The 17474-nt window shown below is 58.1% G+C and carries 19 protein-coding genes; 6 read left to right on the top strand and 13 right to left on the bottom strand.

All coding sequences use genetic code 11. The annotated features are described in order from the left end of the window. Window positions 1-2 precede the first annotated feature (2 nt). The 6 genes from GOV79_RS18330 to GOV79_RS18305 all read right to left on the bottom strand — a co-directional run bounded on the left by GOV79_RS18330 (window position 3) and on the right by GOV79_RS18305 (window position 5513). On the bottom strand, window positions 3-659 hold the full coding sequence (locus GOV79_RS18330; protein WP_170791085.1) for a site-2 protease family protein: 657 nt from the start codon (window positions 657-659) through the stop codon (window positions 3-5). 80 nt (window positions 660-739) lie between these two features. Further along, a complete protein-coding gene (locus GOV79_RS18325; protein ID WP_170791083.1) occupies window positions 740-1132 on the bottom strand; it encodes a hypothetical protein in 393 nt (130 codons plus the stop codon). Window positions 1133-1227: 95 nt separating this feature from the next. Beyond that, window positions 1228-2100, bottom strand: a complete 873-nt coding sequence (gene mmsB / locus GOV79_RS18320) for a 3-hydroxyisobutyrate dehydrogenase (protein ID WP_170791081.1) — start codon at window positions 2098-2100, stop codon at window positions 1228-1230. Window positions 2101-2103: 3 nt separating this feature from the next. After that, complete coding sequence (locus tag GOV79_RS18315) at window positions 2104-3144, bottom strand: enoyl-CoA hydratase/isomerase family protein (RefSeq protein WP_170791079.1); 1041 nt, start codon at window positions 3142-3144, stop codon at window positions 2104-2106. Window positions 3145-3151: 7 nt separating this feature from the next. Continuing rightward, entirely contained in the window at window positions 3152-4294 is a 1143-nt protein-coding gene (locus tag GOV79_RS18310) for an acyl-CoA dehydrogenase family protein (RefSeq protein WP_170791078.1), read from the bottom strand. Between the two features lie 103 nt (window positions 4295-4397). Then, entirely contained in the window at window positions 4398-5513 is a 1116-nt protein-coding gene (locus GOV79_RS18305) for a carboxylate-amine ligase (protein WP_170791076.1), read from the bottom strand. Between the two features lie 130 nt (window positions 5514-5643). On the opposite strand from GOV79_RS18305, the gene GOV79_RS22600 reads away from it, so the two are divergent. Both GOV79_RS22600 and GOV79_RS18295 read left to right on the top strand, forming a co-directional pair. Continuing rightward, window positions 5644-6495: a class I SAM-dependent methyltransferase gene (locus GOV79_RS22600; protein ID WP_170791073.1), complete on the top strand. Its 852-nt coding sequence runs from the start codon at window positions 5644-5646 to the stop codon at window positions 6493-6495. Between the two features lie 70 nt (window positions 6496-6565). After that, window positions 6566-7042, top strand: a complete 477-nt coding sequence (locus tag GOV79_RS18295; RefSeq protein WP_170786627.1) for a fasciclin domain-containing protein — start codon at window positions 6566-6568, stop codon at window positions 7040-7042. 53 nt (window positions 7043-7095) lie between these two features. Here GOV79_RS18295 and GOV79_RS18290 read toward each other — a convergent pair whose 3' ends face one another. Next, window positions 7096-7695 (bottom strand): L,D-transpeptidase, encoded by a 600-nt coding sequence (locus tag GOV79_RS18290; RefSeq protein WP_170769642.1) that lies wholly within the window; start codon window positions 7693-7695, stop codon window positions 7096-7098. 183 nt (window positions 7696-7878) lie between these two features. Continuing rightward, window positions 7879-9378, bottom strand: coding sequence for a CoA-acylating methylmalonate-semialdehyde dehydrogenase (locus GOV79_RS18285; protein ID WP_170786629.1), 1500 nt, complete (start codon window positions 9376-9378; stop codon window positions 7879-7881). 103 nt (window positions 9379-9481) lie between these two features. Between GOV79_RS18285 and GOV79_RS18280 the strand changes: the two genes are divergently transcribed. The 3 genes from GOV79_RS18280 (at window position 9482) to coaD (ending at window position 11459) form a co-directional block, all read left to right on the top strand. Continuing rightward, on the top strand, window positions 9482-10384 hold the full coding sequence (locus tag GOV79_RS18280; RefSeq protein ID WP_170791071.1) for a LysR family transcriptional regulator: 903 nt from the start codon (window positions 9482-9484) through the stop codon (window positions 10382-10384). A 60-nt stretch (window positions 10385-10444) separates the two neighbouring features. Further along, window positions 10445-10882: a CBS domain-containing protein gene (locus GOV79_RS18275; protein ID WP_170786633.1), complete on the top strand. Its 438-nt coding sequence runs from the start codon at window positions 10445-10447 to the stop codon at window positions 10880-10882. An 85-nt stretch (window positions 10883-10967) separates the two neighbouring features. Beyond that, a complete protein-coding gene (coaD, locus tag GOV79_RS18270; protein WP_170791069.1) occupies window positions 10968-11459 on the top strand; it encodes a pantetheine-phosphate adenylyltransferase in 492 nt (163 codons plus the stop codon). Here the strand turns inward: coaD and gap (GOV79_RS18265) are convergent. The 3 genes from gap (GOV79_RS18265) to gap (GOV79_RS18255) all read right to left on the bottom strand — a co-directional run bounded on the left by gap (GOV79_RS18265) (window position 11451) and on the right by gap (GOV79_RS18255) (window position 13755). Beyond that, window positions 11451-12455, bottom strand: a complete 1005-nt coding sequence (gap, locus tag GOV79_RS18265) for a type I glyceraldehyde-3-phosphate dehydrogenase (RefSeq protein WP_170791065.1) — start codon at window positions 12453-12455, stop codon at window positions 11451-11453. The two genes, coaD and gap (GOV79_RS18265), sit on opposite strands and share 9 nt — an antisense overlap. Before the next feature lie 83 nt (window positions 12456-12538). Beyond that, window positions 12539-12682, bottom strand: a complete 144-nt coding sequence (locus tag GOV79_RS18260; protein ID WP_170791063.1) for a hypothetical protein — start codon at window positions 12680-12682, stop codon at window positions 12539-12541. 71 nt (window positions 12683-12753) lie between these two features. Continuing rightward, window positions 12754-13755 carry a type I glyceraldehyde-3-phosphate dehydrogenase gene (gene gap / locus GOV79_RS18255; protein ID WP_170791060.1) on the bottom strand — a complete coding sequence of 334 codons (1002 nt, stop codon included), beginning with the start codon at window positions 13753-13755 and terminating at the stop codon, window positions 12754-12756. Between the two features lie 182 nt (window positions 13756-13937). Here gap (GOV79_RS18255) and GOV79_RS18250 point away from each other — a divergent pair, with 182 nt between their 5' ends. Then, window positions 13938-14876 carry a DUF808 domain-containing protein gene (locus GOV79_RS18250; protein ID WP_170791058.1) on the top strand — a complete coding sequence of 313 codons (939 nt, stop codon included), beginning with the start codon at window positions 13938-13940 and terminating at the stop codon, window positions 14874-14876. A gap of 43 nt (window positions 14877-14919) precedes the next feature. On the opposite strand, the gene GOV79_RS18245 is transcribed toward GOV79_RS18250, so the two are convergent. After that, window positions 14920-15270, bottom strand: coding sequence for a hypothetical protein (locus GOV79_RS18245; protein ID WP_170769651.1), 351 nt, complete (start codon window positions 15268-15270; stop codon window positions 14920-14922). Between the two features lie 166 nt (window positions 15271-15436). After that, a complete protein-coding gene (gene tkt / locus GOV79_RS18240) occupies window positions 15437-17458 on the bottom strand; it encodes a transketolase (RefSeq protein ID WP_170791056.1) in 2022 nt (673 codons plus the stop codon). Window positions 17459-17474 lie beyond the last annotated feature (16 nt).

Genomic DNA, 17474 nt, shown 5'->3' with positions numbered 1-17474 from the left:
CGTCAATACTGCGCGTATCGCAGCATATGCCAGTGGCGCAGTAATGGTGGGAAGAAAAGAAACACAAAGCCGAAATTCACATAGGCAAACACCATCATCGGCAGCCACATGGCGACGCCAATCAGTCCGACAAATCCGGCAATGCGGGTCGCTGTTACGGGTTTCACCATGCGGTTCAGCATTGCGTGGAACAGCCGTCCACCATCCAGCGGCATCAATGGCAGCATGTTGAAAATCGCCAGCCACAGGTTCAATTGTGCGGTCACGACCAAAACCCACCCCAGCGCGGGAGAGGAAACGAAGGGCTCGACCAGTGAACACACCGCCCAAAGGGTCAGGTTCACTATTGGCCCCATGGCCACGATCAACTCATCCTCGTACGACGAGGTCGAGCGGCGATGTTCGCAAAATCCGCCACCGCAATAAAGGACGACGCGGTTGACGGGGACGCCCTGGATCAAACAACCCCAAGCGTGTCCGAGTTCGTGCAGCAGGATCGAGCCCAGCAAAATACCCACGAATCCAAGCGCATAGGGCAGGGTCCCGGGGTCGAAGCTGAATCCGACGATGATCAGAACCAGTAAAATCAGGCTCTGGTTCAATTGAATGGGTACGTTCCACGGGCCGCGGAACTCAAAAATCGCACCGTCACTATACATATTCAATCCTCGCAATAACGAGAATCGTGATGACGCAGAATTGCGTCAAAAATTGGGTGCTATCGTTGAGGTTGTGTGACCTAGTTCAGAATGTCGACGACCGCGCCGATCAGGTTCAGCACTTTGCGCGTTTCGGGGTCGACCCGGTAAACGTAATCGCCAGCTCGGATATACGAACCGCGATCTAGACCATAACGGTAAGGGTCATTGATCCAGCGGTAGTCGTTATTGATGAACTCGCCGTTGCGATACAGTTTTTTGGCCTGGCCAGGCGGAACGCAAGGTACGTTTTTCTTGGCCAGACCCGGTGGGCAATGGCCACCCTTGTTCTTGACCTGAATCACAGGTTGCGAAGGGATGCGAAAAACGTTGTCCGTAGTCTTGCCGATGCCTTTACCATTGCCTGCCATCACCGCCGCAGGAGCGGCCACCAGAGTGGAAACTGTTAACAAAACTGCCAAAACGCGTGACATCGTGATCTCCGACACAAAACTGCTCTGACTCGATAGATGGCGGTCCGAAGGTCGGCGGTCAACCCCGCGGGCAGATACCCGCCCACGGGATAATATCATCCGCGTCCGCGTTTTTCGAACCGGGGCAGCATGGCAGAAAAGTCCTTGCCCAGCCCGTTCTCGGCCTCGACAAACTGCTCATAAAGCGCAGTGGCCGCCTGTCCCATCGGAGTATCAGCATCCGAGCTTTCGGCCGCTTGCTGGCTGAGGCGCAGGTCCTTGAGCATCAGTTCCGCCGCAAAGCCCGGTTGGTAATCGTTGTCCGCCGGGCTGGCAGGTCCTACACCGGGCGCGGGGCAATAAGCGTTCATCGTCCAACTATAGCCCGAGGACGTGCTGACCACGTCGAACATCTTTTGCCGGTCCAGACCCAGCTTGTCAGCCAGCGCAAACGCCTCGCAGGTGGCGATCATAGTGACGCCGAGGATCATGTTGTTGCAGATCTTGGCGGCCTGACCGGCACCAGAGCCACCGCAATGCACGGCCTTTTGCCCCATGATGTCGAACAGTGGGGCGGCCTTGGCGAAGGCCTCCTCAATGCCACCTGCCATAAAGGTCAGGGTTCCGGCGGCGGCACCGCCAATCCCTCCGGACACGGGTGCATCCACGGCCAAGACGCCAACTTGAGCGGCTTGGTCTGCGACTGCGCGGGCACTGTCCACATCTACGGTCGAGCAATCCACCCAGACCGCGCCCGAATCCATTGCGGGCAAGATCTGGTCAGCGACAGCACGCAGTATCTGGCCGTTGGGCAGCATGGTGATGACGATCTCGGCACCGACGGCGGCTTCAGCCCCCGAAGCGGCCATAACTACGCCTGGAACGTCTACGTCTGCCATGTCAAAGCCTGCAACCTCGTGCCCGGCCTTGGACAAATTGGCAGCCATCGGATTGCCCATATTCCCAAGGCCGATAAACCCGATCTTCATTCCTCAATCCTCCTCGAATGTCAGCGTATTGCTGCCCAGCGGTTGTAGCATCCGCGACACTTCGACAATGGGGACAGTCCGGTCTTGGTGCTTCCAGCGGGGTGTGCGGTCCTTGTCGATAATCTGTGCGCGGATACCTTCCAGAAAATCTCCGTGCTCGCCTGCGCGGTAGGTAAAGCGGAATTCATGTTCCAGCGCTTTCCGAATGGTCAGGTTAGGCCCGCGCAGCCGGTGCAGCATTTCGATACAGCAGGCCATGGAAAGGGGCGAACCTCGGTTCACCATTTTCAATGCGCACGTCGCAAAATCCGTGTCTGACGCGGTCAGGGTGTTGAGGATGTCCTGCAACCCTTCACCATCAAAAAGCATGTTGATCTGGTCTTGCAGCGCGGCCAGTTTGCCGTCAGGGGCGTCTTGGGCATGGGCGGCCAGCAGGCTTGCGTCGCCCGAGGCTTCGAGCATGTCGATCAGGTCAGCCCATTGCGCGGTCGGGATGTAGTGATCGGCGAATCCAGCGAAAATCGCGTCGGCGGGACCCATACGGTGGCCGGCTATGCCCAGATATTCGCCCACCCGACCGGGGGCCAGCGCAAGCATCAGCGAACTGCCCACATCCGGCACCAGACCGATGCCGCATTCGGGCAGGGCGATCTGGCTGCTTTCGCCCACGACGCGATGACTGCCGTGACATCCGATCCCAACGCCGCCGCCCATGGTAAATCCTTGCAGGAAACTGACGACCGGTTTGGGGTATTCGAAGATCAGCGCATTCAGGCGGTATTCATCCCGCCAGAACGTCTGACCATATGCGAAATCGCCCTTGGTGCCGGTTTCGTAAAGCTCGGCAATGTCGCCTCCGGCGCAAAAGGCTTTGTCGCCCTCGGCGTCAAAGATGATCAGATCCACCGCATCATCCTCGCGCCAGTTGCGGAGCGCCGCGTCGATGGCCATGCACATGTCATAGCTGAGCGCGTTCAGGGCCTTGGGCCTGGTCAGAGTGATCCGTCCGGCGCGGCCCGCTGTTCGAATGTCGATATCAGCCATAGCGCCCTCAGCGATTGGCCAACATCTGGCGCGACACGATCACGCGCATAATTTCATTCGTTCCTTCCAGGATTTGATGCACGCGCAAGTCGCGGACCAGTTTCTCGATACCGTAGTCTGCAAGGTAGCCATAGCCGCCATGCAGTTGCAGGCACTGATCCACCACTTTCGATCCGGTCTCGGTCACGAATTTCTTGGCCATGGCGCAGAACTTGGTGGCATCGGGCGCGCCCTGATCCAATTTCCACGCGGCTTGGCGCAAAAATGTGCGCGCGGCCTGCAACTCGATCTCCATATCGGCCAGACGGAATTGCAGCGCCTGAAACTGGTCGATGGACTGACCGAAGGCCTGCCGCTCGGACATATATTGCAACGTCATATTCAGCCCCGCTTGCGCGGCCCCTAACGAGCATGAGGCGATGTTAAGCCGTCCGCCATCTAGGCCCATCATCGCATATTTGAACCCGTCGCCTTCGACACCAACAAGGTTTTCGGCCGGGATTTTGCAATCGTCGAACTGCACCTGCGCCGTGGGTTGGCTTTTCCATCCCATCTTCTGCTCCAAAGCGCCGAAGGACAGGCCGGGGGCGCCGTCCTCGACATAGACCGTTGAAATCCCCTTGGGACCGTCCTGTCCCGTGCGCACCATGCAGACATAGGCGTCGGAATAACCACCTCCTGAGATGAACGCCTTGGTCCCGTTCAGCAGGTATCCTTCATTGCTGCGGTCCGCGCGGGTTTTCAGCGCAGCAGCATCCGAGCCCGAGCCCGGTTCGGTCAGGCAATAGCTGAGAACGGTATTCAGGCTGAGAACATCGGGCATGATACGTGCTTTAAGCGCATCCCCGGCGAAACTGTCCAACATCTTCGCGCACATGTTGTGAATCGAAAGAAACGCCGCGACGGACGGGCAGGCCATCGACAACGCCTCGAACACCATTGTGGCATCCAGACGCGACAGGCCCGAACCTCCACTGTCTTCAGAGACGTAGAGGCCGCCGAATCCAAGCTCTCCGACACGTGGCCACAGGTCTTTGGGGATGGTCCCTTCAGCCTCCCACTGTCGAGCATAGGGGGCTATGTTCTTCTGCCCGAACTCATAGGCCATGTCGAAGATCGCAGTCTGCTCTTCGGTCAAAGCGAAATCCATGGCTTCCCTCCCACGCCGACGGATGAATTGAACGAGTGTTTATTTCCCAATCCTTACAGAAATTTTTCACGGCCAGCAATTCCCAGCATCTGTCTATTGGGGATTAAAGGTCGTGGTGAAATTCCTCGATCAGGTGTTGGACAACCGCTTTTCCCGGATCTTCGCCACGGGCGGATGCCTCGGCATAAACGCGTCGCTGACGTGTGGCCGATGTTCCGTTCTGCGCGATTTGTTGCAACCGCGCCAGTTCGGTCATTGTACCAAGTGCCTCGGTGTCTTCAGCCAGTAGTCCCATCAGTTCGCCCATCAGTTCGGGCATGGGCTTGATCGAGCGGTCGCCAAAGTCGATCATGCCCTCGCCTACGCCATAGCGCAGTGCGCGCCAACGGTTTTCTCCGATCAGGAACTGGTCATAGTTGCGCCAACGCAGGTTTCGCGCTTTCAGGCGGCACAGCATTCGGGTCAGGGCCTGTACCATCGCCGCAAGAGACAGCGCGTGTTCAAGCCTCGGTTGCACATCCATGATCCGCGTCTCAAGCGTGGGGAAGCGGTGCGACGGCCTAAGGTCCCACCAGATTTTCGACGTATCCTCGATCACGCCAAGCTCTACCAGAATACCGGTGGTGCGCTCATATTCGTCCCAACTGGCCAAGGCTGGGGGCAACCCGGTGCGTGGAAGGTTGTCAAAGACCGTCAAACGGTACGAGGACAGCCCCGTATCCTCACCGTTCCAATAGGGGGATGAGGTGGACAAGGCCAGCAGATGAGGCAGGAAGTAGGCCAGTTGCGGCATCAGATCAGCACGCAGGGCAGGGTCTTGAACCTCGATGTGGACATGCATCCCACAGATCAGCATTCGCCTCGCCACGCCGCCCAAAGCATGTTGCAGCGCGTCATAGCGTTCCTTGCGCGTGTGGTGCTGCTTCTTCCAGTCGGCAAACGGATGGCACGACACCGCAATTGGTGCGAGGTTGTAGTCTGCCGCGCGTTTGGCCACGCAGGACCGTAGGCGTTTCAGGTCCTCTCGTGCGGCGGCGATAGTGGCATGGGGGCGGGTGCCGACCTCGATCTGACATTGCAGGAATTCGGGGCTGACCTGGCCTTGGAAGTCGGTCTGGCAAGCTTCCATCAACGCCTCGGGCGCTTCGGCAAGTTCGCATGTGTCGCGGTTGACCAGAAGATACTCTTCCTCGATACCCAGCGTGTATTCTTGCTGCATGGTCGCCCTCGTCGGTTATTCCAAACAGTGAATACGGAAATGATCGTCTTGCCAAGTGTTTGGCTTGCGAAGCCCCCGGCGCCGGCGATAAGAACCCTTCAGTCAACAGTCCAAACCCCGGAGCGTTCGCGTGAAACCCAGGAAATTCCGAAAAATCAACGACGCCCTTGAGGAACTTGGGGTTAAACTTATCGACAAAGCCCCCGAAAATGACGAACGCGTCCGCCTTGAAGCGTTTGAGAGGGCAGGAGGCTTGACTCGACCCGCCTATGCCTTGTCGCCGGGGATGAAGGAGTTCGATATCGCGCCGCTGGCGGCCGAATATGGCGAACATGCCGATGCGCTGGCCGCGATGAAGGACCCGGCGCGCTGTCAAACCGGCTATCGGATTGGCAATGGCTATTATGATAGCCCCGATGCCGATGCCTTGTACCTGATGATCCGTCGGTTCAAACCTCGAAGGGTGATTGAGGTCGGCTGCGGCAACTCAACGCGCGTGACCCGGCAAGCGATCATCGACGGCGGGCTCAAGACGCAGATCACCGCGATTGACCCCTATCCGCGTGCAGACATCGCCCATGTGGTGGATCATTTCGAACAGAAACGGCTGGAAGAGGTCGACCCCGCGCTGTTCGATCAGTTGGAGGCGGGCGACATCCTGTTCATCGATTCCAGCCACGTCGTACGCATAAGCAATGACGTCGCACACCTGTTCTGTCGCATAATTCCTGCATTGAAACCCGGTGTCGTGATCCATGTGCACGATGTTTTTTTGCCCTACGAATATCCCAAGCGATTCTTCTATGACTGCCCCGGTTGGGGCGAGCAGTACATGCTGCACGCTTTGCTGCAATCTGGCGCGTATTCAATGCTTTGGCCGGGGTATTACCTGCAACAGGATCGTCCTGATGCGGTCGAGACTTTGCCGTTCCTGGGCGATGGTCGTGCGCAAAGTATCTGGGTGCAGATCAAAGAAAATTGAACTCAAAGTGATCCGCTGCGGCTGAGGCCCCGTACCCCTTTCGATAACACGCTGGAGAGGAGATACAGCCATGTTCCGCCAAACACTGATGGGTGCCGCAGCCGCACTTGCCCTGACACTGCCGGTCAAGGCGCAAGCCGCCGACATCGTGGACACCGCCGTTTCGGCCGGGTCGTTCGAAACGCTTGTTGCCGCTGTTCAGGCTGCTGGTCTGGTCGACACGTTGAAAGGTGATGGCCCGTTCACCGTATTCGCCCCCACAGATGAGGCATTTGCCGCCTTGCCCGAAGGCACAGTAGAAACGCTTCTGCTGCCCGAGAATAAGGATCAACTGGTCGAAATTCTGACCTATCACGTGGTCCCGGCCAAGGTTATGTCCGGTGACATTGCTGGTAAGCGTGCAAAGGTTCTGACGGTCCAAGGTGATCGACTGAGCGTCAACGCCAAGCGCGGGGTTAAAGTCAACGACGCCGAAGTCATTCAGGCAGACATTGAAACCAGCAACGGTGTGATCCACGTTGTCGACGCAGTAATTCTGCCGGAATAACGCGCTGTAAAGTCATGAAAAAACCCCGGTCCTTGCGGCCGGGGTTTTGTGTTTCAAACCAGTCGAACTTGGGTTCCGACCTGGACGAGGGGATAGAGCTCCTCGACATGCTGATTGTAGAGCCCGATACAGCCGGACGAGCTTTGACGTCCAATCTTGCGGGTATCATGGGTACCGTGGACCAGATAGGCAGGCCAGCCAAGATACATAGCCCGCGTGCCCAGCGGATTGCCTGGCTCACCGCCTTCCATGCGGATCGGCAGATCAGGATCACGCTCGCGCATCGACGCGGTCGGTGTCCAGCTTGGGTTTTCGCGTTTGCGTACAACCTCGGTATAGCCGCGTTTTGTCAGCTCTTCGCTCATGGGGACTGAGCTGGGATACAGTTTGTAGGTCCCGTCTGGACCCCAGTAATGCACTGCGCGGCTGGTGATGTCGGCCAACAGGGCACCCACACCCAGCTCATCAAAATGGTCCTGCCAATTCTGCTGCGAGAAGGACGAGACGTTACGGCGCACCGGAAGCTGCGTGCTGATCGCGTCTTCGTTCTGCGGGAATGCGTCAGAGCTTTGGGCGCGCACAAGGGCAGGGGTGGCCAACAGGGACGCTGCCCCCAACAAGGCAGAGCGACGGGTCAAGCGGGAATTGGACAATTTGGCCTCCGGTTCAGGAACTGCTCGATCAATAATTTGCCGTTAAAATATTGGCGTTCGATGCATATTTCCAGACATCTTGGCCTGAATTTATCGTGAAATCGGCGCTTCGGCCGGAATTCGGCAGACCGTTGCCGAAAAAAAACGGCCCCCGAAGGGGCCGATTCAAAAACTACGTCGCATTTAGTCCATGGCTTTGAAGTTAAATTCGCCGCCTTCTTTGATACCCGAGGGCCAGCGCGCGGTGACCGTTTTGGTCCGGGTATAGAATTTGAAGCTGTCCGGGCCGTGCTGGTTCAAGTCACCAAACATGGATTTTTTCCAGCCGCCAAAGGTGTGATAGGCCAGCGGAACTGGGATCGGAACGTTGACGCCCACCATACCGATGTTCACACGGCTGGCGAAGTCGCGGGCGGTATCACCGTCACGGGTGAAGATCGCGGTGCCGTTGCCATATTCATGGTCCATCGCCAGTTTCAGCGCTTCTTCATAAGATCCCGCGCGAACGGTCGACAGAACCGGACCAAAGATCTCTTGCTTGTAGATGTCCATATCCGGGGTCACGCGGTCGAACAGGTGTGGGCCGACAAAGAAGCCGTCCTCATAGCCCTGTAGGCTGAAGTCGCGGTTGTCGACGACCAGTTCTGCGCCTTGTTCGATGCCCGAGTTGATCAGGCCCAGGATACGCTCTTTCGCGGCTCCGGTGACGACGGGGCCCATGTCCACGTCATCGCCTGCTGTATAGGGGCCGACTTTCAACTTTTCGATGCGCGGCACCAGCTTTTCGATCAGCGCATCGGCGGTTTCCTCACCCACAGGAACGGCGACCGAAACTGCCATGCAGCGTTCGCCAGCCGCGCCAAACCCGGCACCGACCAGAGCGTCGGCGGCTTGATCCAAATCCGCGTCGGGCATGACGATCATGTGGTTCTTGGCACCGCCAAAGCACTGTGCACGTTTGCCATTCGCCGTGGCGCGGGAATAGATGTACTGCGCAATCGGGGTCGAACCCACGAAAGAGACGCCCTGAATGATCTCGCTGTCCAGCAGGGTATCCACGGCCTCTTTGTCGCCATTGACCACTTGGAACACTCCCTTGGGCAGACCAGCCTCGACAAACAGTTCCGCCAGCATCAGCGGGACCGAGGGGTCACGTTCGGACGGTTTCAGAACCACGGCATTGCCGCAGGCCAGCGCCGGGCCCACGTGCCACAGCGGCATCATGGCGGGGAAATTGAACGGCATGATCGACGCCACAACGCCCAGCGGCTGGCGCATGGAATACATGTCGATGCCGGGGCCTGCGCTATCGGTGTATTCGCCCTTCAGCATCTGTGGTGCGCCGATGCAATATTCGATCACTTCCAAACCACGCTGAAGGTCGCCTTTGGCGTCAGGGATGGTCTTACCGTGCTCGCGGCTGAGCGCCTCGGCCAGCTTGTCCATATCGCGGTTCATCAGGCCAACCATGGCCATCATCACCCGCGCGCGTTTCTGCGGGTTAGTGGCTCCCCACGCGGGCTGCGCAGCGGCGGCGCTTTCGATGGCAGCCGTGGTCTCGGCCGCGCTGGCCATCGGGCATTTGTACTGAACTTCACCCGTAGCCGGGTTGAAGACGTCGTCAAAGCGACCAGACGTGCCGGGCACGTTCTCGCCGTTGATGAAATGGGACAGTTCGGACATTGCGAATTCCTCCGTTATCTTTGCGCGCACAATAGGCTTGCAAAAATCGCGTGAACAGAGGCAATGTCTCAAATATGTTTTGCAAAAATGCAAAGGGTGTGCGGTGACGCCGAATTGGGATGATATGCGGGTGTTTCTGGCAGTTGCGCGAGAAGAAAGCCTGTCTGCCGCGGGTCGGCAACTTAAGATCGACCCCGCGACAGTGGGCAGACGGATTGCTCGGCTTGAGGCTTCGCTGAACGCGCCTTTGTTCACCAAATCTCAGCAAGGCTATGTTCTGACCTCAGCCGGTGAACGCCTCCTGGATCATGGGTTGAAAGCGGAAGAGGCGATGCGCGCTGCAGCTGGGGCTATGGCGGGGTCGTCCAAAACGCTAAGCGGACAGATCAGGATCGGGGCCCCGGATGGTTGCGCAAACTACCTGTTGCCACAGGTTTGCGCGCAAATCTGCGATGCCAATCCCGATCTGGATATCCAGATCCTCGCCTTGCCCCGTGTCATCAACCTGTCCCGACGCGAGGCGGATATGGCTGTGACCGTCAGCGCGCCGACGGCAGGCCGGGTGCTGGTTCAGAAAATCACCGACTACCGGTTGTATCTGGTTGCCAGTGACGAATATCTTTCCGCGCGGCCCGCGATCCCAACGCCCGAAGCACTGAAAGGGCATCGGATGATCGGCTATATCCCGGACATGATCTTTGACCGGGAACTCGACTACCTGGTCGATCTTGGGGTTGACCGTGTCGCGCTTGCATCGAATTCCGTATCGGTCCAGTTGCGCCAGGTTGCCTTGGGCTCTGGAGTTTGTGTGGCCCACGATTTCACGCTGCCATTCCATCCAAACCTGCGGAAAATCCTGACGGATCATGTCAGTCTGACCCGGAGTTTTCATCTGGTCCGACATCAAGGGGATCAGCGAAACGAGCGTCTGAACCGGTTTGCAACTGCGCTGACCGCAGGAATTCGTGACGAAGTGGCGCGGCTGGAAGCGGCAGCTTCATCTTGACACATTCAATCATTCCGGCAACGCTTTGGAAAACAGCAAGTTATTTCGGAGGTTTCGCCTATGCTTGTTCAGGCCATTCTGAAATCCAAGGCCACCGAAGGGGTCATGACGGTTGCCCCGGACGTGACCGTGTCCGATGCGTCGAAAATTCTGGCAGAAAAGCGGATCGGTACGGTTGTGGTGTCCGAGGATGGCGGGAAATCCGCAGCAGGCATTCTGTCGGAACGCGATATCGTCCGTGAACTTGCGGCCAGCGGCAGCGGATGCCTCAGCAAACCGGTCAGCGCCTACATGACCAGCGATCTGGTAACGGCGACGCGTCAGGATTCGGTCCAAGACGTCCTGAGCCGCATGACTGAAGGACGGTTCCGTCACATGCCTATTGTCGAAGATGGCAAATTGATCGGCATCGTTACACTTGGGGATGTGGTCAAAGCGCAATTGTCCGAACTGGCAATGGAGAAAGAGGCGCTGGAAACCATGATAATGGGGCACTAATCGCCCCGATATCCACGCCAACCTATTGCACCTGCGGCAGAGTTGTGTTTGCTTGCGCAGAAATTTTGTTGCGCAGGAGGCGGCGATGAGGGTTGGATTATATCCCGGAACTTTTGATCCGATCACCTTGGGTCATATCGATATCATTCGTCGCGCATCCGCACTTGTGGACAAGCTGGTGATTGGGGTTGCGATCAACCGCGACAAGGGACCTTTGTTCACTTTGGAAGAACGCGTTTCCATGATCGAGGCTGAATGCGCGCATCTGACCGAGCAGACCGGCACGGAAATCGTTGCGCATCCCTTTGAAAACCTGCTGATTGATTGTGCCCGCGATGTTGGGGCTCAGATCATCGTGCGCGGCCTTCGGGCCGTTGCGGATTTCGAGTATGAATTCCAGATGGTCGGGATGAACCGCGCACTGGACAATTCGATTGAGACGGTCTTTCTGATGGCCGAGGCCCGCCATCAGGCGATCGCCTCGAAACTGGTTAAAGAGATTGCCCGTCTGGATGGGGACGTGTCGAAATTCGTCACGCCCCGTGTCGATGCGGCGTTGAAAGAGCGTTTAGGTTAACGCGCCCATAGCCGCCGCGGTATCCAGCATCCGGTTCGAGAAGCCCCATTCGTTATCATACCAGGCCAGCACCCGGACCAGAGTGCCGTCGGTTACCTTCGTCTCGGGCAGGGACACGGTCGAGCTGTGGGAATCGTGGTTAAAATCGACCGAGATCAGTGGGCGCTGTTCCGCCGCAAGTACGCCGGGGATCTTGGCTGCCGCTTCTACGAACAGGGCGTTGACCTCTTCCTCGGTAGTAGAGCGTGAGACTTCGACGACCAGATCGACAACCGACACGTTGGGCGTCGGCACTCGAATGGCCTGTCCGGTCAGTTTGCCTTGCAGTTGCGGCAGTACAAGACCCACGGCAGAGGCCGCTCCGGTTGTTGTCGGAATCATCGACAGAGCCGCGGCGCGGGACAGGTAGGGGTCTTTGCCAGCGGAATCGTGCACCGGTTGGCTGGCCGTATAGGCATGCACCGTCGTCATGTTGCCATGAACAATGCCAAGGCCCGCATCAAGGGCGGCAGCAACGGGTGATAGGCAGTTCGTGGTGCAAGACGCGTTCGACACAATGGTATCCTGAGCGGTCAACTCGTGATCGTTGACGCCGAATACGATCGTTTTCACGCCACCATCCCCGCGGGCAGGGGCCGAGATCAGAACCTTCTTAGACCCATTTTCCAGATGACGGGCAGCAGCCTCGCGCGTGCGGAACACGCCGGTGCATTCCAGTACGACGTCCACATCGGACCAGTTTAGGTTTTCCGGGTCACGCTCGCTGGTCAAACGTATGGGACCGGCGCCAACATCCATTCCGGCTTCAGACAGCGTCACTGGCTTGGAGTACCGGCCATGGACACTGTCAAACTCGAACAGATGCGCGTTCATCTCGGGCTTGGCCAGGTCGTTTATGGCGACGATTTCAACATCGGTTCGGCCAGTCTCCATAACAGCACGCAACACGTTGCGTCCGATGCGTCCAAATCCGTTGATTGCCAGTTTGAGTGTCATAATCTGCTCCGTCCGTCTTTCGGCTTGCGTTCGAGTTAGCGCTAACAAAGCCAGAATGACGAAAAAGTCAAGGAAAACCTATGTCAGCGCCAGACGGCGATCCAATCCAGGAAGGCATAGAGTTTCTTGCCCAGAAACAGAAAATGCTCGGGCCCGAACAGGGCATAGTCTAGGCAGGCGGCCCCCAGAATCAAAAAACCCAGCCAGATAGCTATTTGATTGGTCATCGAGGCCCCGAACGAAAATGCCCGCCCAGATAACCTGAGCGGGCAAATATGTTCAAGAATTCAATGGCGTCTTAGTTAAGACGGCCCATCGCAACTGCGACATCCGCCATGCGGACCGAGAAGGCCCATTCATTGTCATACCATGCCAACACGCGCACCATGCGGTCACCGACCACGCGGGTTTGATCCGGTGCGAAGATCGAGCTTTCTTCGGTGTGGTTGAAATCGGTCGAAACCAGCGGCGCGGGCTCATAGCCCAGAACGCGCTGCATATGACCCTGCGAAGCTTCACGCACGATAGCGTTGACCTCGTCAACAGTCACCTCGCGGCCGGCGCGGAAGGTCAGGTCCACTGCCGAGACATTCGGGGTCGGAACCCGGATTGCGGAGCCATCCAGACGACCTTTGAGGTTCGGCAGAACCTCACCCAGCGCCTTGGCAGCACCTGTCGAGGTTGGGATCATCGACATAGCGGCAGCGCGAGCGCGGTACAGGTCGCTGTGGCGGCGGTCCAGCGTGGGCTGGTCGCCGGTATAGGCGTGGATCGTGGTCATGATGCCATGCTCAATCCCGATGCCTTCGTCCAGAACCTTGGCAAGCGGAGCAAGGCAGTTTGTGGTGCAGGAGCCGTTTGAGACCATTTTGTCATCAGCAGCCAGGCTGTTGTGGTTCACGCCATAGACGATGGTTTTATCGACATTCTTGCCCGGAGCTGACAGCAGAACCTTTTGCGCGCCACGCTCAAGATGCGTCTTGGCTTTCAGGCCGTCATTGAACTTGCCGGTGCACTCCAGAACGACGTCGCAGCCTTCCCAGTCCAGCTCGTTCATGTCGTAGGTCGAGAACATCTCCATGGGGCCGCGGCCCAGATCCATGGTGTTGCCCTCGATCGAGACGTCGCGGGGGAAGCGCCCGTGGACGCTGTCATATTTCAGCAGATGCGCCGTGGTTTCCAGCGGGCCGGTTGCGTTGACCTTGATCACTTCGATGTCGTTGCGGGCCGATGCCGCGATATGCGACAGGGTGCAGCGGCCAATACGGCCAAAACCATTGATGCCGACCTTGATGGTCATCTAACGTCTCCAAAATGCGCTTGCGTTGCAGGCGATATAGCGGCCCTAACGCGTTCTCAAAAGAGTAAAAGTGACATATTTTTAACGTGTTAGCGCAAACCTTGGCCGGTATCGCTAACGCTTGCGCTAGCTGAAAGATCAGGTAGGGTCCACCTGCGGCAGGTTACAGGAAGGAACACGGCATGAGCGGTCTTTTGGCATTGCTGGACGATGTTGCCGGAATTGCAAAAGTTGCGGCATCGTCGGTTGATGATGTTGTTGCAGCGGCTGGCAAGGCCGGGGCCAAAACGGCGGGCGTGATCATTGACGATGCTGCCGTGACTCCGAAATACGTGCAAGGTTTCGCCCCGGCGCGCGAGTTGCCGATCATCTGGCGCATCGCGCGCGGGTCGGTTTTCAACAAGATCGTGCTGCTGCTACCCGTTGCGCTGTTGCTGGCTAATTTCGCGCCCTGGCTGATCACGCCTTTGCTGATGCTGGGCGGGTCTTATTTATGTTTCGAAGGGGCTGAGAAGATTTTCCATGTTCTCTTTCCCCATGGCAGCCATGCCATCGACGAGGATATGAAAATCCGAGATCCAGGCCATCTGGAAGAGCAGAAAGTCAAAGGTGCAATAAAGACCGATTTCATCTTGTCGGCCGAGATCATGACCATCGCGCTGGCCGCCATTGAGGCGCCGAACATCTGGATGCAGGCGGCGACGTTGGCTGTTGTCGGGATCGGCGTGACGGTTGCGGTCTATGGCTCGGTCGCGTTGATCGTGAAAATGGACGATGTGGGCCTGTTTCTGGCGCAGAACGCACCAACGCCGATCGGGCGCGGAACCGGGCGAGGCTTGGTCAAAGCCATGCCGATTGTGATGAAGCTGCTTTCAATCGTTGGGACCGCCGCAATGCTGTGGGTCGGCGGGTCGATCATCATCCACGGGCTCGAGGTTTTGGGCTTTGGCTGGCTGGGCCACCACATTCACGACTGGGCCTATGCGGTAGGCCATATGGTTTCAGCGCAATATGAAGGCGCGGCTGAGTGGATCGCCAAGGCAACTATGGACGGTGTGTTCGGATTAGCCTGGGGATTGGCGTTAATCCCGGTGGCGACAAAGCTGCTCAAATCGCACTGATCTGGCCAATCCGCGCCGCCATAATGAGCGGCGCGGCATCGTGTCAGAAACCGTTGGTATTGCCTTCGACCACAACTCCCGACCCGTCGATCTTGCCGTCTTTGAACAAGGTTACGGCGACCCCGTCAATTTTCAATTCCCAGCAATTCTTGGGGTCTGTGCCGTATTGAAAGCACATGCCACTATCCGTTGCTTCCCACTTGCCCGTGTAGCCCTCGCCCTTGATGGTGCCATCAGCGGCGTAATATTCGGTAAACGCGCCCGACAGCATACCTCCGGCATAGGTGTGGCCCGCCATGGTTTTCTGAATCTCTTCCTTGCTGGCAAATTCAGCCGCAAAGGCTGGGGCGGCGGTGGCCATGACAACGGCGCAGAGGACGGCGTGGAGTTTCATATTTGGTCTTCCCTGTGACTGGTTGGTTTTGCCGCAGGTAATGCGTTTCAGTCGTGAGGATAGGGCAGGCGGGGTCACAATGACTCACCAACCTGTGACAGGAAACAGGTAGGAAAAAAGGCGACCACTGTGGTCGCCTTTTTTGTGATTTGATATGCGTTGCGGGTTAGCCAAGCAGGTCCTTGACCTTTGCAACGGTGGCTTCGGCAGTGATGCCGAAATGCTTATACAGCTCTCCCGCGGGGGCCGACGCACCAAAACCCGACATGCCGATGAACCCAGCCTTGGCTTCACGGCCACGCTCGCCCAGCAGCCAGCGATCCCAGCCACCGGCGCGGACGGCGGCCTCGATGCCGACGCGGACGGCACCGGCGGGCAGCACGCGCTTGCGATAGGCTTCGTCCTGCTCGGCGAACAGCTCCATACAGGGCATGGAGACGACGCGGGTGCCGATGCCTTCGGCCTCAAGCATCGCTTTGGCTTCCATCGCCAGTGACACTTCCGAGCCGGTTGCAATCAGGATGGCCTGGCGTTTGCCTTCGGCCTCGGCCAGAACATAAGCGCCTTGTGCGGCCAGGTTCTTGGTTTTGTGATCCTTGCGCACGGTCGGCACGCCCTGACGGGTCAGCGACAGGACCGAGGGGCTTTCCTTGAAGGTCAGCGCCAGTTCCCATGCCTCAGCCGTTTCAACCGTGTCGGCGGGGCGGAACACATAGGTGTTGGGTGTCGCGCGGCTGATCGCCAGATGCTCGACCGGCTGGTGGGTCGGGCCATCTTCGCCCAGACCGATAGAATCGTGAGTCATCACGAAGACCGACGGGATTTTCATCAACGCGGCCAGGCGCATCGACGGACGCGCATAGTCGGTGAAGGCCATGAACGTGCCGCCATACGGGCGGATGCCACCATGCAGCGCCATGCCGTTCATCGCAGCGGCCATCCCGTGTTCGCGGATACCGTAGTGGATGTAACGGCCTTTGCGGTTTTCCGGCAGGAACACGCCCATATCCGCAGATTTGGTGTTGTTCGACCCTGTCAGGTCAGCCGAACCGCCAACGGTTTCGGTCATGATCGGGTTAACGACGTTCAGAACTTTTTCCGACGAGGCGCGGGTGGCCAGTTTCGGTTGGTCTTCCGAAGCTTGTTTCTTGAACGCGCGGATCGCGCCGGCCAGTTTCTTGGGCGCTTCAAACGCATAGGCGCGGTTGAACTCGGCCTGCTTACGCTCGGACAGCTCGGCAAAGCGGGCCTCCCATGCGGTGCGCTCGGCGGCACCACGGGCACCGATGGCTTCCCAAGCCGATTTCACGTCGGCAGGGATTTCAAACGCGCCATGCGGCCAGCCATAGCCTTCTTTGGCGGCTTTTAGTTGATCCTGATCGGTCAGCGCGCCATGGCCTTTTGATGTATCCTGAGCCGCGTGACCCAGAGCAATGTGGCTTTCGCACGCGATCATGGTCGGTTTGTTCGACTTTTTCGCTTGCACGATGGCTGTGTCGATGGCTTGCGGGTCATGGCCGTCGATCTCGATCACATGCCAGCCCGAAGCCGCGAAACGGCGCACCTGATCGGTCCGGTCTGCGATGTCCACGGTGCCGTCGATGGTGATGTTGTTGTTGTCCCAGAAGACAATCAACTTGCTCAGCTCATGACGTCCGGCGAGGGTGATCGCCTCTTGGCTGACGCCTTCCATCAGGCAGCCGTCGCCCGCGATCACATATGTATAGTGATCAACGACCTTCTTGCCGTAGTGCGCGCGCTGGATTTCCTCGGCCATGGCAAAGCCCACAGCGTTCGAGATACCCTGACCCAGCGGGCCGGTGGTGGTCTCAATTCCATCGACCAGAAAGTTTTCCGGATGGCCTGCGGTTTTTGCGCCCAACTGGCGGAAGTTCTTGATCTCGTCCAGCGTGACGTCAGCGTGGCCGGTCAGATACAGCAGCGAATAGATCAGCATCGAACCATGGCCGGCTGACAGGATGAACCGGTCGCGGTCGGGCCAGTTCGGGGCCGAGGCGTCAAATTTCAGGTGCTTTTCGAACAGCACGGTCGCAACATCGGCCATGCCCATCGGCATGCCAGAATGGCCGGAATTGGCGGCGGCGACGGCGTCCAGGGTCAGGGTGCGGATGGCCGCAGCTTTGTCCCAATGTTCGGGGTTTGCATTGCGCAGCGCAGTCAGGTCCACGGGCGTTATTCCTTTG

This window comes from Ruegeria lacuscaerulensis (assembly GCF_013034745.1).
Classification (GTDB): domain Bacteria; phylum Pseudomonadota; class Alphaproteobacteria; order Rhodobacterales; family Rhodobacteraceae; genus Ruegeria; species Ruegeria lacuscaerulensis_B.
The sequence above is the reverse complement of the archived record's forward strand: the minus strand, read 5'-3'. Positions and strand labels throughout refer to the sequence as shown.